This is a genomic window from Micromonospora sp. NBRC 110038 (assembly GCF_020884815.1).
Taxonomy (GTDB): Bacteria; Actinomycetota; Actinomycetes; order Mycobacteriales; family Micromonosporaceae; genus Micromonospora; species Micromonospora haikouensis.
This window is the reverse complement of the sequence record NZ_BBOL01000002.1, coordinates 782,655-800,229: the sequence shown is the minus strand read 5'-3', so window position 1 is coordinate 800,229 and position 17,575 is coordinate 782,655. Positions and strand designations below refer to the sequence as shown.

General features: G+C 76.0%; 14 protein-coding genes. 8 read left to right on the top strand and 6 right to left on the bottom strand.

Annotation, left to right across the window (positions count from 1 at the left end):
- Window positions 1–22: 22 nt before the first annotated feature.
- Window positions 23–700: a Crp/Fnr family transcriptional regulator gene (locus LPU61_RS11325; protein ID WP_007073398.1), complete on the bottom strand. Its 678-nt coding sequence runs from the start codon at window positions 698–700 to the stop codon at window positions 23–25.
- Between the two features lie 158 nt (window positions 701–858).
- On the opposite strand from LPU61_RS11325, the gene LPU61_RS11320 reads away from it, so the two are divergent.
- The 6 genes from LPU61_RS11320 to LPU61_RS11295 all read left to right on the top strand — a co-directional run bounded on the left by LPU61_RS11320 (window position 859) and on the right by LPU61_RS11295 (window position 6,308).
- Window positions 859–1,557, top strand: coding sequence for an adenosylcobinamide amidohydrolase (locus LPU61_RS11320; protein ID WP_043964958.1), 699 nt, complete (start codon window positions 859–861; stop codon window positions 1,555–1,557).
- A gap of 56 nt (window positions 1,558–1,613) precedes the next feature.
- Window positions 1,614–2,795: a CapA family protein gene (locus LPU61_RS11315; RefSeq protein ID WP_229404864.1), complete on the top strand. Its 1,182-nt coding sequence runs from the start codon at window positions 1,614–1,616 to the stop codon at window positions 2,793–2,795.
- Between the two features lie 84 nt (window positions 2,796–2,879).
- Window positions 2,880–3,668, top strand: a complete 789-nt coding sequence (gene nth / locus LPU61_RS11310) for an endonuclease III (protein WP_043964962.1) — start codon at window positions 2,880–2,882, stop codon at window positions 3,666–3,668.
- A gap of 77 nt (window positions 3,669–3,745) precedes the next feature.
- Window positions 3,746–4,345 (top strand): TlpA family protein disulfide reductase, encoded by a 600-nt coding sequence (locus LPU61_RS11305; RefSeq protein WP_374199650.1) that lies wholly within the window; start codon window positions 3,746–3,748, stop codon window positions 4,343–4,345.
- Entirely contained in the window at window positions 4,342–5,040 is a 699-nt protein-coding gene (locus LPU61_RS11300; RefSeq protein WP_043964966.1) for a CoA pyrophosphatase, read from the top strand. The genes LPU61_RS11305 and LPU61_RS11300 overlap by 4 nt, the downstream gene beginning before the upstream one ends.
- A gap of 89 nt (window positions 5,041–5,129) precedes the next feature.
- Window positions 5,130–6,308 (top strand): MarP family serine protease, encoded by a 1,179-nt coding sequence (locus LPU61_RS11295; protein WP_043964968.1) that lies wholly within the window; start codon window positions 5,130–5,132, stop codon window positions 6,306–6,308.
- 79 nt (window positions 6,309–6,387) lie between these two features.
- Here LPU61_RS11295 and LPU61_RS11290 read toward each other — a convergent pair whose 3' ends face one another.
- From LPU61_RS11290 to eccCa, 4 genes are all read right to left on the bottom strand, one after another.
- Window positions 6,388–7,095 (bottom strand): phosphatase PAP2 family protein, encoded by a 708-nt coding sequence (locus LPU61_RS11290; protein ID WP_229404863.1) that lies wholly within the window; start codon window positions 7,093–7,095, stop codon window positions 6,388–6,390.
- Between the two features lie 30 nt (window positions 7,096–7,125).
- Window positions 7,126–7,977, bottom strand: a complete 852-nt coding sequence (locus LPU61_RS11285) for a phosphatase PAP2 family protein (protein WP_229404862.1) — start codon at window positions 7,975–7,977, stop codon at window positions 7,126–7,128.
- A gap of 97 nt (window positions 7,978–8,074) precedes the next feature.
- Complete coding sequence (mycP, locus tag LPU61_RS11280) at window positions 8,075–9,445, bottom strand: type VII secretion-associated serine protease mycosin (protein ID WP_229404861.1); 1,371 nt, start codon at window positions 9,443–9,445, stop codon at window positions 8,075–8,077.
- A 99-nt stretch (window positions 9,446–9,544) separates the two neighbouring features.
- Window positions 9,545–13,531 carry a type VII secretion protein EccCa gene (gene eccCa / locus LPU61_RS11275; protein WP_229404860.1) on the bottom strand — a complete coding sequence of 1,329 codons (3,987 nt, stop codon included), beginning with the start codon at window positions 13,529–13,531 and terminating at the stop codon, window positions 9,545–9,547.
- 101 nt (window positions 13,532–13,632) lie between these two features.
- On the opposite strand from eccCa, the gene eccD reads away from it, so the two are divergent.
- Window positions 13,633–15,033 (top strand): type VII secretion integral membrane protein EccD, encoded by a 1,401-nt coding sequence (eccD, locus tag LPU61_RS11270; protein ID WP_229404859.1) that lies wholly within the window; start codon window positions 13,633–13,635, stop codon window positions 15,031–15,033.
- A 31-nt stretch (window positions 15,034–15,064) separates the two neighbouring features.
- Here eccD and LPU61_RS11265 read toward each other — a convergent pair whose 3' ends face one another.
- Entirely contained in the window at window positions 15,065–15,571 is a 507-nt protein-coding gene (locus tag LPU61_RS11265; RefSeq protein ID WP_007073387.1) for an inorganic diphosphatase, read from the bottom strand.
- A 539-nt stretch (window positions 15,572–16,110) separates the two neighbouring features.
- Here LPU61_RS11265 and dacB point away from each other — a divergent pair.
- Window positions 16,111–17,538, top strand: a complete 1,428-nt coding sequence (dacB, locus tag LPU61_RS11260) for a D-alanyl-D-alanine carboxypeptidase/D-alanyl-D-alanine-endopeptidase (RefSeq protein ID WP_229404932.1) — start codon at window positions 16,111–16,113, stop codon at window positions 17,536–17,538.
- Window positions 17,539–17,575 lie beyond the last annotated feature (37 nt).

The following is a 17,575-nucleotide window of genomic DNA, read 5'->3' as shown; positions in this document are numbered from 1 at the left end:
CGGCGCGCGCGGGTGGGAGCGGTCAGACGCGGGCGCGGCGGGCCAGGCGCTCCGGGTCCAGGATGATGATGCTCTTGCCGTCGAGCCGCAGCCAGCCGCGCGAGGCGAAGTCGGCGAGCGCCTTGTTGACGGTCTCCCGGGAGGCGCCGACGAGCTGGGCGATCTCCTCCTGGGTCAGGTCGTGGGTCACCCGCAGCACGCCGCCGTCGCGGGTGCCGAAGCGCCCGGCCATCTGGAGCAGGTTCTTCGCGACCCGGCCGGGCACGTCGGTGAAGATCAGGTCGGCCAGCGAGTCGTTCGTCCGACGCAGCCTGCGGGCCAGCACCCGCAGCAGCTGCTCGGCGATCTCGGGCCGGTTGTTGAGCCACGGGCGCAGGGCCTGCTTGCGCAGGCGCACGAGGCGGGTGTCGGTCACCGCGGTGGCCGTCGCCGTGCGGGGGCCGGGGTCGAACAGCGACAGCTCGCCGACCATGTCCGACGGGCCCATCACGGCGATCAGGTTCTGCCGGCCGTCCGCCGCCCGGCGACCGACCTTGATCTTGCCGGACAGGAGGATGTAGAGACTGTCGCCGGGCTCGCCCTCGTTGAACACGACCTCGCCCTTGCGGACCTCGATCGTCTCCATCTCCTTGGCGAGCGCCTCGGCAGCCTCCGGGTCGACTCCCTGGAAGATCCCGCTGCGAGCCAGTACCTCGTCCATCGCGCACCTCCGCCTGCGCGTGCCGTCTTCTCGGCCGGGCCGCCGTCCGCTGATCCCTCGCGCGAGGCCAGTCTAGGCGCACGTGAGCGGTAATCAGAGCCGCACCCCTGGGAAACCCCTGGTCCCCCTCGCCGCGCCCGGGACGTAGGGTCGGCGGCGTGCTGACCGAGCCGACCCTGACCAGCCGCCACGAGGACGGCCGGGACGTCCCGCTGCTCGTGTGGCGCGCCGACCGGCCGTTACTGACCGTCAGCTCCGCGCCACTCGGCGGCGGGATCGGCGTACGGCACTGGGTGGTCAACGCGACCGTGCCCATGTCGTACCACCGGGACGACCCGGCCGACCACCTGGCCGAGCTGGCCGAGCAGCTCGGCCTCGACGGGCCCGGCGTCGGCCTGCTGACCGGCGTCGACGTCGCCGAGGTGGTCGCCCGCGTCGACTCCGCGGTGCGGGTCTGGGCGACCGTCGGGCTGGGCACCCCCGTCCAGGCCGCCGCGCCCGACCCCGCCGTCGCCACGCCCGCGCCCGCCCCGGCCCGGTGCGCCGCGTCCGCCCACCGGGTCGGCACGGTCAACATCGTGGTCGAGGTGCCCGCCCGGCTCGGCGACGCGGCCCTGGTCAACGCGGTGGCGACCGCGACCGAGGCGAAGGCACAGGCGATCCGGGAGCTGGGGCTCGCGGCCACCGGCACCCCCACCGACGCCGTCACCGTGCTCTGCCCGGCCGACGGCGAGCCGTCCGCCTACGGCGGGCCCCGCTCCGCGTGGGGCGCCCCGCTGGCCCGCGCGGTGCACGCCGCCGTGCTCGCCGGCGGGGCCGGGACCGTGGTCCCCTGGTCCGAACGGCGCACGGCCTGATTTTTCGGCCGATCGGCCATCGTCACCGCGTATCTCGCCCGGTAGCGTCGCGGGCGATGTATTCTCCCGCCCGCCCTGGCCCCCGTCCCCGCCTGCCCCGCGCCGGTGCCGCCCGCCCGCGCCGCCGCACAGCGCTCGCCCTCGGCGTGCTGCTCGGCACGCTGCTCGCCGGCTGCGCCGAGACGACCGACGCGCCCACCTGGCAGCCCGGCACCCGGGCCGGCGCGACCGGCACCGCCTCCCCGGCCCCCTCCGGCGACACCCCTGAGGGCAAGGTCGAGAGTGTGTCGCTCTCGGCCACCGGCGACATCATCATGGGCAACGCGCCGAACCGCCTCCCGCCGAACGGCGGCAAGGGCTTCTTCGACTCGGTGCAGAAGGCGCTCGCGGCCGACCTGGTGATGGGCAACCTGGAGGAGCCGCTCACCGTCGACACCGGCACCGGCAAGTGCGGGGCCAACTCGACCCGCTGCTTCCAGTTCCGCGCCCCGCCGGAGTACGCCGCGCACCTGCGCGACGGCGGGTTCGAGCTGCTCAACCAGGCCAACAACCACGGCTACGACTACGGCCCCAAGGGCTACCGCAACACCCAGGCCGCGCTGGAGAAGTACGACCTGGCGCACACCGGGGCGCCCGACCAGATCACCGTGGTCGAGGTCGAGGGCGTCAAGATCGCCGTCGCCGGCTTCTCGTCGTACGTCTGGTCCAACAGCCTGGTCGACATCGACGCCGCCAGCGCGGTGATTAAGAAGGCGGCCACCATGGCCGACCTCGTCGTGGTGCAGGTGCACATGGGCGGCGAGGGCGCGGACAAGACCCGGGTGCGCCCGGGCACCGAGATGTTCCTCGGCGAGAACCGGGGCGACCCGATCAAGTTCTCCCACGCCATGATCGACGCGGGGGCGGACCTGGTCGTCGGCCACGGCCCGCACGTGCTGCGCGGCATGGAGTTCTACCAGGGCCGGCTGATCGCCTACAGCCTCGGCAACTTCGCCGGCGGCGGCAACTCGCTGAGCAACAACGGCCGGCTCGGCTGGGGCGGCGTGCTCAAGGTGTCGCTGAAGCCGGACGGCAGCTTCGCCGGCGGCTCGTTCACCTCGACGTACATGAACTCGATCGGCAAGCCGACCATGGACCCGGACGACCGGGGCCTCGGCCTGGTCCGGGAGCTGAGTCGGCTGGACTTCCCGAAGAGCGGCGCCCGCCTCGACGACGAGGGCCGGATCACCGAGCCGTAGCCGGCGCCCGGCCACCCGGTCGCCGGGCGCGGCCGGGCCGCGTGGCTCGGCGGGCCGTCACCGGGTCGACGTAGGCTTTCCGTCGTGACCACCAGTCCCCCCGCAGCCAACGAGACCGACCTCGGCCGCACGCGTCGCGCCCGGAAGATCCACCGGGTGCTCACCCAGACGCACCCCGACGCCCACTGCGAGCTGGACCACACCAATCCGCTGGAGCTGGCCGTCGCCACCATCCTGTCCGCCCAGTGCACGGACAAGAAGGTCAACGAGGTCACCCCGAAGCTGTTCACCCGCTACCCGACGGCCGCCGACTACGCCGGGGCGGACCGGGCCGAGCTGGAGGAGCTGATCCGGCCCACCGGCTTCTACCGCAACAAGACCAACTCGCTGATCCGGCTGGGCCAGGCCCTCGTCGAGCGGTACGACGGGCAGGTCCCCGGCAAGCTCGACGACCTGGTGACGCTGCCCGGGATGGGCCGCAAGACCGCCAACGTCATCCTCGGCAACGCCTTCGGCGTCCCCGGCATCACCGTCGACACGCACTTCCAGCGGCTGGTGCACCGCTGGCGGCTGACCGCCGAGACCGACCCGGTGAAGATCGAGCACGCGATCGGCGCGATGTTCCCGAAGCGCGACTGGACGATGCTGTCGCACCGGATCATCTTCCACGGCCGGCGGGTCTGCCACGCCAAGAAGCCGGCCTGCGGCGCGTGCACGCTGGTGAAGCTCTGCCCGTCGTACGGGACGGGGCCGACGGAGCCCGCGCCGGCCGCGAAGCTGCTCAAGGGGCCCCGGGCGCGGGACCTGGCCGTCGCGGCGGGCGTCGACCCGGAGCTGGTGCCGCAGCAGGCGGTCGCCGCGGAGGCGCCGTGACGCACCGCTCCACCGCCCGGCGTCGGCCGTCCATCCCGGCGTCACGGTTGGCCCTGCGCCGGCCGGCGGCCCCACGTCTGCTGGCCGCCCTGCTCCTGCCGCTCGCGCTGCTCGTCGCCGCCTGCACGGCGACCCCGGCCGAGGAGAAGACGGCCGAGCCCCGGCGGAACACCCGGCCGTCGCCGTTCGCCGCCTGCGCGACCCTGACCGTGCCGCCCCCCTCGGCCGCGCCCACCCCCGCCGGGTCCGGCGGGCCGGAGCTGCCCGAGCTGACCCTGCCCTGCTTCACCGGCGGCGACCTCGTCGCCCTGCGGGACGTGCGCGGGCCGGCCGTGGTCAACCTGTGGGCGTCCTGGTGCCCGCCCTGCCGCAAGGAACTGCCCGCGTTCCAGCGGCTCAGCGAGCGCGCGGACGGCAGGCTCCAGGTGATCGGGGTGAACACCCGCGACAGCCGGGACGCCGCCCAGTCGATCGGCGAGGACTTCGGCGTGCGCTTCCCCGTCCTGTTCGACCAGGGCGAGAGCCTGCGCCGGGCGCTCAACCGCAACGCCGTCCCGCTGACCGTGCTCGTCGGCGCGGACGGCCGCATCCGGCACGTCGACACCTCCGGCGCGCTGGACGACGCCCGGCTCGCCGCGCTGGTCCGCGAACACCTCGGCGTGGTGGTGCCGGCGTGAGCCGTACGCCGCCGCCCTGGATGCAGCCCCTGCTGTCCCGGCTCGGCTCCGCCCGCGCCGAGGACTTCACCCGGATCGCCACCCCGGCCAGCGGCGGGCGGGAGAGCGCCGTGCTGGTGCTCCTCGGCGAGGAGCCCGGGGCAGGCCCGGACGTGCTGGTCCTGCAACGCGCCGCCACCCTGCGCAACCACGCCGGGCAGCCGGCGTTCCCCGGCGGGGCGGCCGACCCGGGCGACGCCGACTCGGCCGCCACCGCCCTGCGCGAGGCCAACGAGGAGGTCGACCTCGACCCGGCCAGCGTCACCGTCCTCGCCGAGCTGCCGAGGCTGTGGATCCCGGTCAGCGACTTCGTGGTGACCCCCGTGCTCGGCTGGTGGCACCGGCCGCACCCGGTGCACCCCCGGGAGCCGGCCGAGGTCGCGCACGTCGCCCGACTGCCGGTCGCCGAGCTGGTCGCCCCCGAGAACCGGCTGCGGGTACGCCACCCGAGCGGCTGGGTCGGCCCGGCCTTCTCGGTGCGCGGCATGCTGGTCTGGGGGTTCACGGCCGGGGTGCTCGCCGCCCTGCTGGAGATGGGCGGGTGGACCCGCCCCTGGCCGGACGACCGGGTCGTCGACCTGCCGCCGGCCGGGGCCGCCCCGGCGCCCTCCGCCGGCACCGACGCCGCCGACGAGATGGCCGGACCGCTGGCCTGACCGCCGGCGCGGCGGCGGGACGCTGACCGGACCGTCACGTTCCGCGAGCGGTGGGCACCCGGCGGGCCCGCTGCCCGTACCCTTGGGGCGTGTCCGCCGTGGATCTCGTTCTGCTCCTGCTCATGCTCGTGTTCGCGATCAGCGGATACCGTCAGGGCTTCGTCATCGGGGTGCTGTCGTTCTCCGGGTTCTTCCTGGGCGCGCTCATCGGTCTACAGGTCGGCCCGCTGCTGGCCCGCCAGTTCACCGACAGCGGCACCCGGGTGCTGATCTCCCTCGTCGCCGTGTTCGGGCTGGCCGTGGTGGGGCAGGCGCTGGCCGGCTGGCTCGGCTCGCACCTGCGCCAGACCATCACCAGCGACATCGCCAAGCGGGCCGACGACATCGGCGGGGCGGTCGTCTCGCTCTTCGCCGTCATGCTGGTCGCCTGGCTGGTGGCCGTGCCGCTGGGCTCGTCCTCGCTGCCCTGGCTGGCCTCCTCGGTGCGCAACAGCGCGCTGCTCACCGTCGTCGACCGGGTGCTGCCCGACCAGGCGCAGGAGTTGTCCACCGCACTGCGGGACACCGTCGACACCAACGGCTTCCCGGACGTCTTCGGCGACCTCGCGCCCACCCGGGCCCGGCAGGTCGAGCCGCCCGACCCGGCGCTCGCCGGCTCCCAGGTGGTGGCCGACGGCCGGCGTGCGGTGGTCAAGGTGCTGGGCTCCGCGCCGAGCTGCGCGCGCCGCATCGAGGGTTCCGGCTTCGTGTACGCCGACGACCGGGTGATGACCAACGCGCACGTGGTGGCCGGCACCCGGTCGGTGGCGGTCGAGCTGAACGGCGACCGGTACGACGGGGAGGTCGTCGTCTACGACCCGGACCGGGACCTGGCCGTGCTGCGGGTGCCGGGGCTGCCCGGCCCGTCCCTGCGGTTTGCCGCCGGCAACGCGGGCAGCGGGGCGGACGCGATCGTGCTGGGCTTCCCGCTCGACGGGCCGTACAACGCCCAGTCGGCGCGGATCCGGGACGTCGACCGGATCACCGGCCCGGACATCTACTCCTCCGGCGACGTGACCCGGGAGATCTACACGATCCGGGCGCTGGTGCGCAGCGGCAACTCGGGCGGGCCGCTGCTCTCCTCGAACGGCCTGGTGCTCGGGGTGATCTTCGCTGCGGCGGCGGACGACCCGAACACCGGCTTCGCGGTGACGGCGGCCGAGGCCCGCCCGGTCGCCCTGGCCGGCGCCGAGCGGACCCGCCCGGTCGGCACCGGCGAGTGCACCTGAGCGGCAGGGGCGCTGCCGCCCCCGGCGGCCGGCTCGGTCGCCCGGCTCAGGCGGTCGGGACCCGGCCCGGCCGTCCGGCTCAGGCCGTCGGGACCCGGGCCGGCCGTCCGACCGTGGGCAGCTTCTCCCGGCTCCACCGCACCCCCCGGTCCAGCACCGCCCGCGCCATGATCACCACGCACGTGCCGCCGTTGAGGAACGACGCCAGCACGTCGCTCGGGTGGTGCATGCCCCGGTACATCCGGGTCAGGGCGACACCGACCGGCACCAGGACGAGCAGCGCCCACCAGGCGACCTTCGCCGGGGTGCTCCGCGCCCGCAGCGCCAGCAGCACCGCGATGCCGACGTAGAGCGCCACGGCGGCCGACGTGTGCCCGGACGGGAAGCTGGACGTCGGCGGGGACACGTCCATGTGCTCGACCGCCGGGCGGCGGCGGTCGATGGCCATCGTGGTCAGCAGGAACACCAGCGCCTGGGCGCTGACCGCCGCGCACAGGAACAGCGGCTCCCGCCAGCGGTGCAGCACCAGCCGCAGGACCACCGCCACGATCGCGGTGACCAGCACGATCAGCTGGGTGCTGGCCAGCGTGCTGAACACCAGCGAGACGTTGTTCCAGCCGGCGGTCCGGTCGGCGGCCAGCTCACGGTTGACCGCGTCCTCCACCGTGAGCGGCCAGGTGTGCGCGAAGACCCGGGTGACGAGGACGCCGAGCAGCACCATGACGGAGAGCAGCAGGGCCACCGGCAGCAGCACCCGCCTGGCTGCCTGACCCACCAGTTCGGACATGGCCCGCCCAGTACCCGCGCGGGCCGCCCGCTACGCCTGCCCCCGGGCCGGGCGGGGCCGCTCCACCCCGTCGGCCGGTTCGGCCCCGTCGGCGGGCTCCGCCCCGTCGGCCAGTTCCGGCTCGACGCCTTCCGTGGTGGCGGGGCGCGCGGACCGGTGACCGGCCCGGGTGCGCCAGGTGCGGAAGGCGGCGGTGGTGGCGGCCACCGTCGCCACGCCCAGCAGCCAGCCGGCGACCACGTCGCTCGTGTAGTGCACGCCGAGCGCCAGCCGGCTCACCCCGGTCAGCACCGTCACCACGACGGCGGCGACCCAGAGCGCCCACCGCAGGGCGGGCCGCCGCCGGGCGTACGGGAGGAAGACCAGCAGCAGCACCCCGGCGGCGAGGGCCGCGTTCAGCGCGTGCCCGGAGGGGAACGAGTATCCGGCGGCCCGGGCGACCGGGTCCAGCAGGTCGGGCCGGTCCCGGCCCACCAGCAGCTTGAGCAGCGCGCCGAGCAGGCCGCCCGCCGCCATCGTGGTGACCGCCCACCAGGCCAGCCGCGGCGCGCGCCGGGCGAACAACCAGACCACCACGGCGAGTACGGCGACCCGCAGCGGCCCGGGACCGAACACGTTCGTCCACACGGTCATGAACCACACCCAGCCCGGGTGGCCGACGGCGTAGCCGTGCAGGTCGTGCGCGACCGCGGCGTCCAGCCGGTGCAGCGGCGGCCAGGAGCCCAGCACCAGCAGGGCGAGCAGGGCGAACGGCACCAGGACCAGGAAGACGGCGGTCGCGGCGAGGGTGAGCCGCAGCCCCAGCGAACGGTCGGGGTCGAGCCGGCGGGCCCGCCACGACGGCGACGCGTGGACGTGGGTGCGCTGACCGGACGTGCTCATGCCCGGCATCCCTACCCAGCGGGACGCCGGATCAGACCGGCAGGGCCGGGAATCGGGCAGGCCGGGCACGGAACCGGGCCGCGCCGCCGGGATGCGGTCAACGGCTGCGCTGGCGCAGCCGGCGGACCACCAGCGCGGCCCCGGCGACCAGGGCGGCGAGGAGGACCACGCCCGCCCAGAGCCGATGCGGGCCGGCGTCGTCGCGGCCGCCGGCCGGCTGGGCCGTCCAGCGGGTGTGCTGGCGGGGCGCGGTGAAGCCGAGCGGGTCCCCGCCGGCACCCGCGACCGGGGCGTCCTGCTCGGCGCCGGGCGCCGGGCCGAAGCCCACGACGCCGGGGGAGGACTGGTCGTCGAGCGGGTTGCGCCCCACCGGTGGCACGTCGGCGGTGAGCGCGGCGACCGGGTCGACCAGGCCGTACCCGAAGCGGTCGTCCCGGCCGGTGGGCCCGATGTCCCGGGCGGTGCTGATCAGCCGGTTGACCACCTCACCGGCGGACATCTGCGGCCAGCGGGCCCGGATCAGCGCGGCGGCCGCGGCCACCAGCGGCGACGCGAAGCTGGTGCCCTGCACCCGCCAGTAGCCGCTGCCGGGCCGGGCCCCGACCAGGCCGGTCGCCGGGGCGGTGAGGACCGTGGCGCGGCCGGTGATCGACCCGGACCACAGGTTGTCGCTGGCCCGTTCCAGGCCGGCGACGGCGATCACGCCCGGCTCCCGCGCCGGATACCAGACGTTGGTGTCGGAGGAGGCGGCGACGTTGCCGGTGCAGGCGACCACCACCACGTCGCGGGCGAACGCGTAGTCCAGCGCCGCAGCCAGGGCCGGGCTGTCGCCGCTGCCGCCGAGCGACAGGTTGATCACCCGGGCGCCGTTGTCGACGGCCCACCGGACGCCCCGGGCGACGATCAGCGCGTCGTCGTAGCGGTTCTCGTCGTCGAGGACCCGCACCGGGAGGATCTTCGCGTCGGGGGCGAGGCCCACCGCCCCCCGCCGGTCGTCGTTGCGGCCGGCGATCAGGCCCGCCACCGTCGTGCCGTGCCCGACCGGGTCCGGCCCGTCGGTGTCGCCGTCGTCGACCAGGTCGATGCCCGGCAGCACCTGGCCGGCCAGGTCCGGGTGGGAACCGTCCACCCCGGAGTCGATCACGGCGACGACGACCCCGCGCCCGGTCGAGGTGCGCCAGGCCGTCGACGCCCGCAGCTCGTCGAGCTGCCACTGCTCGTCGCGGACCTGGTCGGCACGGGCCGGCGTGTCGACGGGGGACACCCGCCAGAACGAACCCGCCGACACCGGCGCGGCGAGCGGGGCGAACCCGGGCAGCGCGGTGGGGGGCGGTGCGGCGAGGGCCGCCGGCGGAACCGGGCCGACGAGCGACACCGCGAGCGCGGCGGTGCCCACCAGCGCGCGGCCGGTGAACCGTCGCGCGGTCGCGGGCCTGCCGTGCCGAACCCCAGTCACATTCCCAGCCATTCATCGCGGCGGACACATGCTGCTCGGAGATTACCGGTTCCCACCCCCGTCACGCGCCATTCCGGGGTCGGATCACCGGGTCGTCGGTGGGGCGGGCCCCTACGGCGGGGGAAGATGGGCCAGCTGCACCAGGCGTACGCCCTCGCGCCGGGTCACCAGCCGGGCCCGCCCCGGCGGGAGCGGCCCGGGCCGGACCTGCCCGACGATCGCCCCCTCGTCGGGGCTGCCGGCCATCACCAGCCCCGGGGTCGACAACTCCTTGAGCCGCTGGAGGAACTGGTCGTAGCCCCGGCCGGTGCCGCCGGCCCGGCGCGCCAGCACCAGGTGCAGGCCGATGTCCCGCGCCTGGGGGAGGTATTCCTCCAGGGCCCGCAGCGGGTTGACCGGCCCGCTGGCCACCAGGTCGTAGTCGTCGACCAGCACGAACAGCTCCGGCCCCGACCACCACGACCGCTGGCGCAGCTGCGCCGGGGTGACGTCCGGGCCGGGCAGCCGCAGCTGCATGTAACCGGCGGCGGACTCCACCAGTTCCGTGGTGCGGGCGGCGGCCGTGCCGTAGCCGATCCGGTGCTCGGTCTCGATCGCGCCGAGCAGGCTGCGCCGGTAGTCGACCAGGATCACCCGCGCCTGCTGCGGGGTGAACCGGCTGACGATGGTCGCCGCGAGGGCCCGCAGGAACGACGACTTGCCGCACTCGGCGTCGCCGAAGACCAGCAGGTGCGGCTCGGTGGCGAAGTCGAGCACCACCGGGCGCAGGTCCGCCTCGGCGATCCCCACCGGCAGCGCCAGCCCGGCCGTCGCGCCCAGGTCCAGCTCCGCGTACGGCAGCACGGGCGGGAGCAGCCGGACCGGGGGCGCCGCCGGCCCGTCCCACGCCCCGGCGACCGCCTTGACCAGGGTCGCCGTGTCGCCCCCGGGCTCGGCCAGCCGGGGCAGGGCGGTGAGGAAGTGCAGGCTCTCGCCCGTCATGCCCCGCCCGGGCGTCTTGTCGGGGACGGTCGTCGCCGCCGCGCGGCGCACCAGCAGCGAGTCCGACGGGTCGCCGAGGCGCAGCTCCACGCGGGAGCCGAACAGGTCCCGGATCGCCGGGCGGTAGTCCGTCCAGCGGAGCGCGGTGGCCACCACGTGCACCCCGTACGACAGGCCCCGGGTGGCCAGCTCGGTGACCAGCGGCTCCAGGTCGTCGTACTCGCTGCGCAGCGTGTTCCAGCCGTCCACCACCAGGAACACGTCGCCGAAGGGGTCGGTGACGGGCTGCCCGGCGGCGGCGAGGGCGGCCCGTCGCTGCCGGTACGCGGCCATCGACTCCACCCCCAGCTCGGCGAAGCGGCGCTCCCGGTCGACCAGCACGGTGACCAGCTCCCCGACGGTGCGCCGCACCGCGGTCTGGTCGGTGCGGCCGGACACCCCGCCCACGTGCGGCAGGTCGCGCAGCGCGGTCAGCCCGCCACCGCCGAAGTCCAGGCAGTAGACCTGCGCCTCGACGGGCGTGTGGGTCAACGCCAGCGCGCACACCAGGGCGCGCAGCAGGCCCGACTTGCCGCTCTGCGGGCCACCGACCACGCCGACGTGCCCCGCCGACCCGCCGAGGGTGAGCCAGAGCAGGTCCCGCCGCTGCTCGAACGGCTTGTCGACGACGGCCACCGGCACCTGGAGCGCGCCGTGCAGCTCCGGGTTGGCGAAGGTCAGCCCGCGCGCCGGGTCGACGCCGACCGGGCCGAGCAGCTCGTCGAGGGTGGGCGCGGCGTCCAGCGGCGGCAGCCACACCTGGTGCGCGGGCGGGCCCTGCCCGGCCAGCCGCCCCACCAGCACGTCGAGCAGGCTGTCCCGGCCGGCGTCGTCCTCGGCGGTCGCCGTCAGCGCCGGGGTGGGCGGCTCCGGCACCGGCACCACGTGGGTGGTGAAGGTCAGCAGGCGGGGCGCGCCGGACCCGCCCGGACCCGTCGCGCCGCCCCGCCGCCGCAGCGGCCCCGAGACGTACGCGGCCTTGAAGCGCATCAGCGGCTCGGTGCCGAAGCGCAGGTAGCCGTGGCCCGGCGAGCGGGGCAGCTCGTGCGCGTCCGGCACCCCGAGCACCGTCCGGGACTCCAGGGCCGAGAAGGTCCGCAAACCGATCCGGTACGACAGGTGGGTGTCCAGCCCGCGCAGCCGCCCCTCCTCCAGCCGCTGGCTGGCCAGCAGCAGGTGCACCCCTAGCGACCGGCCCAGCCGGCCGATCTGCACGAACAGGTCGATGAAGTCGGGCTTGGCCGACAGCAGCTCGGAGAACTCGTCGCAGACCAGCAGCAGCGACGGCAGCGGGGCCAGCGGCGTGCCGGCCGCCCGCGCCCGCTCGTAGTCGCGCAGGCTGGCGTAGTTGCCGGCCCGGCGCAGCAGCTCCTGGCGGCGCATCAGCTCCCCGTTGATCGCGTCGACCATCCGGTCGACCAGCGGCAGCGCGTCGGCCAGGTTGGTGATCACCGCGGCGGTGTGCGGGAGCCGGTCGAAGGAGGCGAACGTGGCCCCGCCCTTGAAGTCGACCAGGACGAAGTTGAGCTGCTCGGAGCTGTGCGTGGCGGCCAGCCCGAGGACCAGGGTGCGCAGCAGCTCGGACTTGCCGGAGCCGGTGGCCCCGATCAGCAGCCCGTGCGGGCCCATCCCGTCCTGCGCGGACTCCTTGAGGTCCAGCTCGATCGCGCCGCCGTCGGCGCCCACCCCGATCGGCACCCGCAGCCGGTCGCGCGCCGACCGGGGCGCCCAGCCCTGCTCGGCCGTGAAGCCCTCCGGGTCGCCGATGCCGAGCAGCTCGGGCAGGCCCAGCTCGGCGTTGACCGGGGCGTCCGGCCCGCGTACGGCGGTGGCGAGCCGCAGCGGGGCGAGCCGGCGGGCGACCGCCTCGGCGTCGGCGGGCGCCAGCCGGTCGGGGGTGCCCACCTCGGCGTGCCCGTCGGCGGAGTGCGAGTGCAGCCGGCCGCCGCGCAGGTCGAGCAGGAGGGCGTACCGGTCGAGCAGCCGGGGCGGCGGGGTGTCCAGGTCGACCACGGTGACCGCGTCGATGCCGCCGTCGCCGACGAGGTCGGTGGCGCCGGTGAGGTCGCCGCCGTCGAGCACCACCACGACGTGCGGCCCGTCGGTCGCCGGGCCGGACGGACTGAACCGGGACCGGCTGGCCAGCACCTCGTCGAGGAGCCGTTCCAGCTCGACGGCGGAGCTGGTGACCAGCCGGACGGGGCCGACGGCGTCGGTGCGGGTGGGGTGGTGCGCGTGCGGCAGCCACTTCACCCACTCCCACAGCGCCCGCCGCTCGGGGCCGGCGCAGACGGCGATCAGCAGCTCGTCGGGGGCGTGGAACACCGCGAGCTGGGTGAGCAGCGCCCGGGCCAGCGCCTGCGCGTCGGGCGACCCGGTGCCGGGGCGGATGCCCGCCTCCGCGCCCTCCCGGGACGCCCCGCCGCGCACGAAGACCCGGGCGAAGCTGCGCAGCGACAGGGCCACCGGCAGATCGGGCACCACCGCGTACGCGTCGAGGAACCGCCGCAGCGCCCCGGCGGTCATCGGCTCCAGCTCCTCCAGCGGGCGGGTGACCGGGCCGACCAGCGGGGTGGCCAGGGTCTGCGGGCCGACGCCCACCCGCACCACGGCGAAGTCCGGGTCGCCGGGCCGGCGCTCCCACACGCGGTGGCTGTCGACGGTGGACCACAGCCGGCCCGGGTCGGGGTGGCGGTAGTGCAGCCCGGCCCGCTGCCGCTCGGCGGTCTGCCGGACCCGGCGGCGCAGCGTGCCCAGGTGCCGCAGGTATTCCCGGCGGGCGGCCATCATCTCCGACTTCTTCGGGGTGCCGGAGGCGCTGCCCCACGAGGTGACCAGCATGGCCAGGGAGGAGAGCCCGAACATCCCGCCGACCACGTACGAGTACGCCCCGCCGCCCCGGCCGAACATCATCGCCATCGCGACCGACCCGCCCAGCATGGGCAGCACCATCAGCGCCTGCTGCCAGCGGCCGCCGGTGACGGCGGGGATCTCCGGCGGGGCCTCGACGGGCAGCTCGCCGACCGGGATCTCCGGTGCCGGCCGCCGGGGTGGTCGCTTGATGACGACGGTGGACACTCGGCCTCCCCACAGCGCTCGGTAACCCGAGCCTGGCTCATCGTAGGTAAAGTCCTGTCGTCCGCGCAGCCACCGTCCCCCCTCGATATGGAGATGCGCCGATGACAGTCGGGTTGGCCCGGGTCACGATCAGCGCCCCCCAGCGCCGGGTCGACGTCGCCCTGCCCGAGCAGGTCCCCCTGGCCGAGCTGCTGCCCGAGGTGCTCCGGCACGCCGGCGAGGGGCTGGCCGACGACGGCGAACGGCACGGCGGCTGGGTGCTGCGCCGCACCGACGGGGCGGTCCTGGCCACCGCCCAGGCGCTGCTGCCGCAGGGGGTCCGCGACGGCGACGTGCTGCACCTGGTGCCGGCCCGCGCGCAGTGGCCCGAGCTGGAGTACGACGACGTGGTCGAGGCGATCGTCGACGGGGCCCGCCGCCGGGGTGCCGCCTGGTCGCCGGCCGCCACAAGGTGCGCCGCCCTGGCCGGGGCGGCCGTGCCGCTCGGCGTGGGGCTGCTCGCCGCCCTCGCCGCCGGCCCGGGGCCCGGGGCCGGCTGGCCCGTCGCGGTCGCGGTGGCGCTGCTGCTCACCCTCGCCGGGGCGGTCGCCTCCCGCGCGTACGGCGACGGGGCCACCGGCGCGACCCTCGGCGGCTATGCCCTGCCGTACGCGTTCGCCGCCGGCGCCCTCGCGGTCAGCTCCGGCGACCCGGTCGGCCCGGTCGCGCCGCTGCCCTGGCTGGGCGCCCCCGAGCTGCTGGCCGGCGCGGTGGCGCTGCTGCTGGTGGCGGTGCTCGGCCTGCTCGGGGTGGCCAGTCGGGTGCGGGTCTTCGTGGCCGGCGCGACCGTCGGCGCGGGCGGGGCGCTCGCCGCCCTCGGCGGGCTGACGCTGACCGCCGGGGGTGCCGCGGCGGTGCTGCTCTGCGCCCTGGTCTTCGCGCTCGGCGCGCTGCCGCTGCTGGCCATCCGGCTGGGCAAGATGCCGCTGCCGCCGATCACCCTGCCGGGCGACGACGGCCCCGGCGCGGACGCCGCCCGGGACCTGCCGGACCGGGCCCGGGTGCACGCGGCGGTGGCCCGCACCGAGGAGATGCTCACCGGGATGCTGCTCGGGCACGCCGTGCTGGTGGCCGGGGCGGCGGTGGTGCTGGTGACGGCGGGCGGCGTGGCCGGGCGGCTGCTGGTCGCCGTGGTCTGCGCGGTGCTGCTGCTGCGCACGCGGCTGTTCGTGGCGGTCCGCCACCGGGTGCCGCCGGTCGTCGCCGGGCTGGCGGGGGCCGTCCTGCTCGGCGGGGTGCTCGCCGTGGGCTCCGGGTCGGCGGGTCGGCTGGCGCTGGCCGTCGGCGGGCTGGCCGTCGCCCTGCTCGCCGTGGCGGCCGGCACCACGTACGCGCGGCGGCCCGCCTCCCCGTATCTGGGCCGGGCGGCCGACCTGGTGGACACGGCGCTGGTGGTGTCCGTGGTGCCGGCGGCCTGCGCGGTGCTCGACCTGTACGAGCGGGCCCGGGGGCTGCTCGGTTGAGCGGCTCCCGGGCCCGTCGGCGTGGGTGGGGTCAGTGGATGGTCTCGCCGCGCTCCTCGGCCTCCTTGGCCCGCCGGTACGACGCGCGGATCTCGGCCTCCGCCTCGACGCGACCGACCCAGGTCGCGCCCTCGACCGACTTGCCGGGCTCCAGGTCCTTGTACACCTCGAAGAAGTGCTGGATCTCCAGCCGGTCGAACTCGCCCAGGTGGTGGATGTCGCGCAGGTGCTCCTGGCGCGGGTCCTCGTAGGGCACGCAGAGGACCTTGTCGTCGCCGCCCTTCTCGTCGGTCATCCGGAACATGCCGATGGTGCGGCAGCGGATCAGGCAGCCCGGGAACGTCGGCTCGGGGACCAGCACCAGCGCGTCCAGCGGGTCGCCGTCCTCGCCCAGGGTGCCCTCGATGAACCCGTAGTCCGCCGGATACTGCGTGGACGTGAAGAGGGTGCGGTCCAGCCTGATCCGGCCGGTCGCGTGGTCCACCTCGTACTTGTTGCGGTGACCCTTGGGGATCTCAACCGTGACGTCGAAATCCATTTCCCACGCTCCCTCGTTTGCCCACGCTGGCTGACGGAACCAAGTGGCGGCGCCCCCGAGCAGGTGAATGCCCACCTGCCCGCTCCGGCCGCCGCATAGTGTTCGGACCGAAGTAGTGTCACCCAAGCTGTTTTCCGCACGGGGAGGAGGGGGTCGTGGGGAGGGAAGATTCACACTACCGCCCGCAGGGGGTTGACGGGCGGAAGAAGCCGCGCCCGGGGTCCGGGAGCGCGACCGGCCGGGTGCCGGTGCCCGAGGCGCACGTCCCGCGTGCCCAGGAGCCGGCCGTGGACGACTTCGATCCGGAGGCCACCGCCCCGATCGTGGGGTCCGGCGAGCCGGTGTGGCGGCCCCCGGACGCCGACCGCTCCCCGGAACTCGTCGCGACCCCCGCCCCCGCCGCGCCGGCCGTCCCCGGCGGGTCGGAGCCGGCCGCCGCGTCGGCCCCGCCCACGCCCGGCGGTCCCGGTGACCCGCCGGCCGGCCCCCCGCCGGGGTACGACCCGTCGCCCGCCCGCCGACGCCGCCTCCCGCTGGCCGTGCTCGCCGTGGTGCTGCTGTTCGCCCTGGTCGGCGCCGGCCTGGCGGTGGTCCGGCCCGGCCCGGTCGCCGGCTGGCTCGGCGACGGCAAGGACACCTCCCGGGCCGACGCCGAGGTCGTCGAGCCGGATCCGACCCCGGTCCTCGCCGGTCCGGACGCGCACGCCCCGGAGCCCACCGCCGACGGGGTGAAGGCCGCGATCGAGCCGCTGCTGGCCGCCCCGGAGCTGGGCGACCGGGTGAACGTCTCCGTGTCCGACGTGACGACCGGCCGGTCGCTCTACTCGCGGGGCGGCGACGACGCCACGGTGCCCGCCTCGGTGACCAAGCTGGCGACCGCGGTGACCGTGCTGGCCGCCCGCGGCCCCGACCACCGTGTGCCGACCCGGGCGGTGGCCGGCGCGGCACCGGGCGAGGTGGTGCTCGTCGGCGGCGGCGACCCGACCCTCGCGGTCGACGGCGACGGCTTCTATCCCGGCGCGGCCCGCCTCGACGACCTGGCCGAGCAGGTCAGGAAGGCCCTCGGCGGCACCGTGCCGACCCGGGTCACCGTCGACTCCTCGCTCTTCCCCGGCCCGGTCTACGGGCCCGGCTGGGACGCCGACATCCCGACCGGCGGGTTCGGCGCGGCGATCAGCGCGCTGATGACCGACGGCGCGCGGGTGGACCCGGTGGCGGCGAAGAAGAACTTCGAGGCGAGCCACGGCTGGGCGCAGCGCAGCCCCCAGCCGGACCTCGCCGCCGGCCGCGCCTTCGCCCGGCTGCTGGGGCTCTCCGGCGCCGCCGCCGAGGTCAAGCGGGGCACCGCGCCGGCCTCCGGCGGCGAGTCGACCGGCGCGGCCCCGGCCCCCGGCGCCGAGCTGGGCAAGGTCGAGTCCCCGCCGATGATCCGGCTGGTCGACATGATGATCACCGACAGCGACAACGTGATCGCCGAGGCGCTCGCCCGGCAGGTGGCGCTGGCCCGGGACCAGCCGGCGTCCTTCGCCGGCGGCGCGGCGGCGATGGACATCGTCCTCGGCGAGCTGGGCCTGCCCGCCGACGAGATCACCCTCTCCGACGCCAGCGGGCTGTCCCGCAGCGACCGGATCAGCCCCTCCCTGCTGACCGACCTGATCGCCATCGCCGGCGACGGCTCCCACCCGGAGCTCGGCAGCATCTTCGGCGGCCTGCCGGTGGCCGGCTGGTCGGGCACCCTCGACGGGCGGTACCGGTCGGACGGCACGACGGCCGGGGCCGGCGTGGTCCGCGCCAAGACCGGCACGCTGACCGGGGTGCACGCCATCGCCGGGCTGGTCACCACGGCCGACGGGCGGCTGCTCACCTTCGCCGTGCTCGCCGACAAGGCCCCGGCGGGCAGCCTCGACGACACCCGCCGCGCCCTCGACCGCGTCACGTCCGCCCTGGCCCGCTGCGGCTGCCGCTGACCGGTCCGCGGTGGTATGTCCTCCGATCACCGAAAGG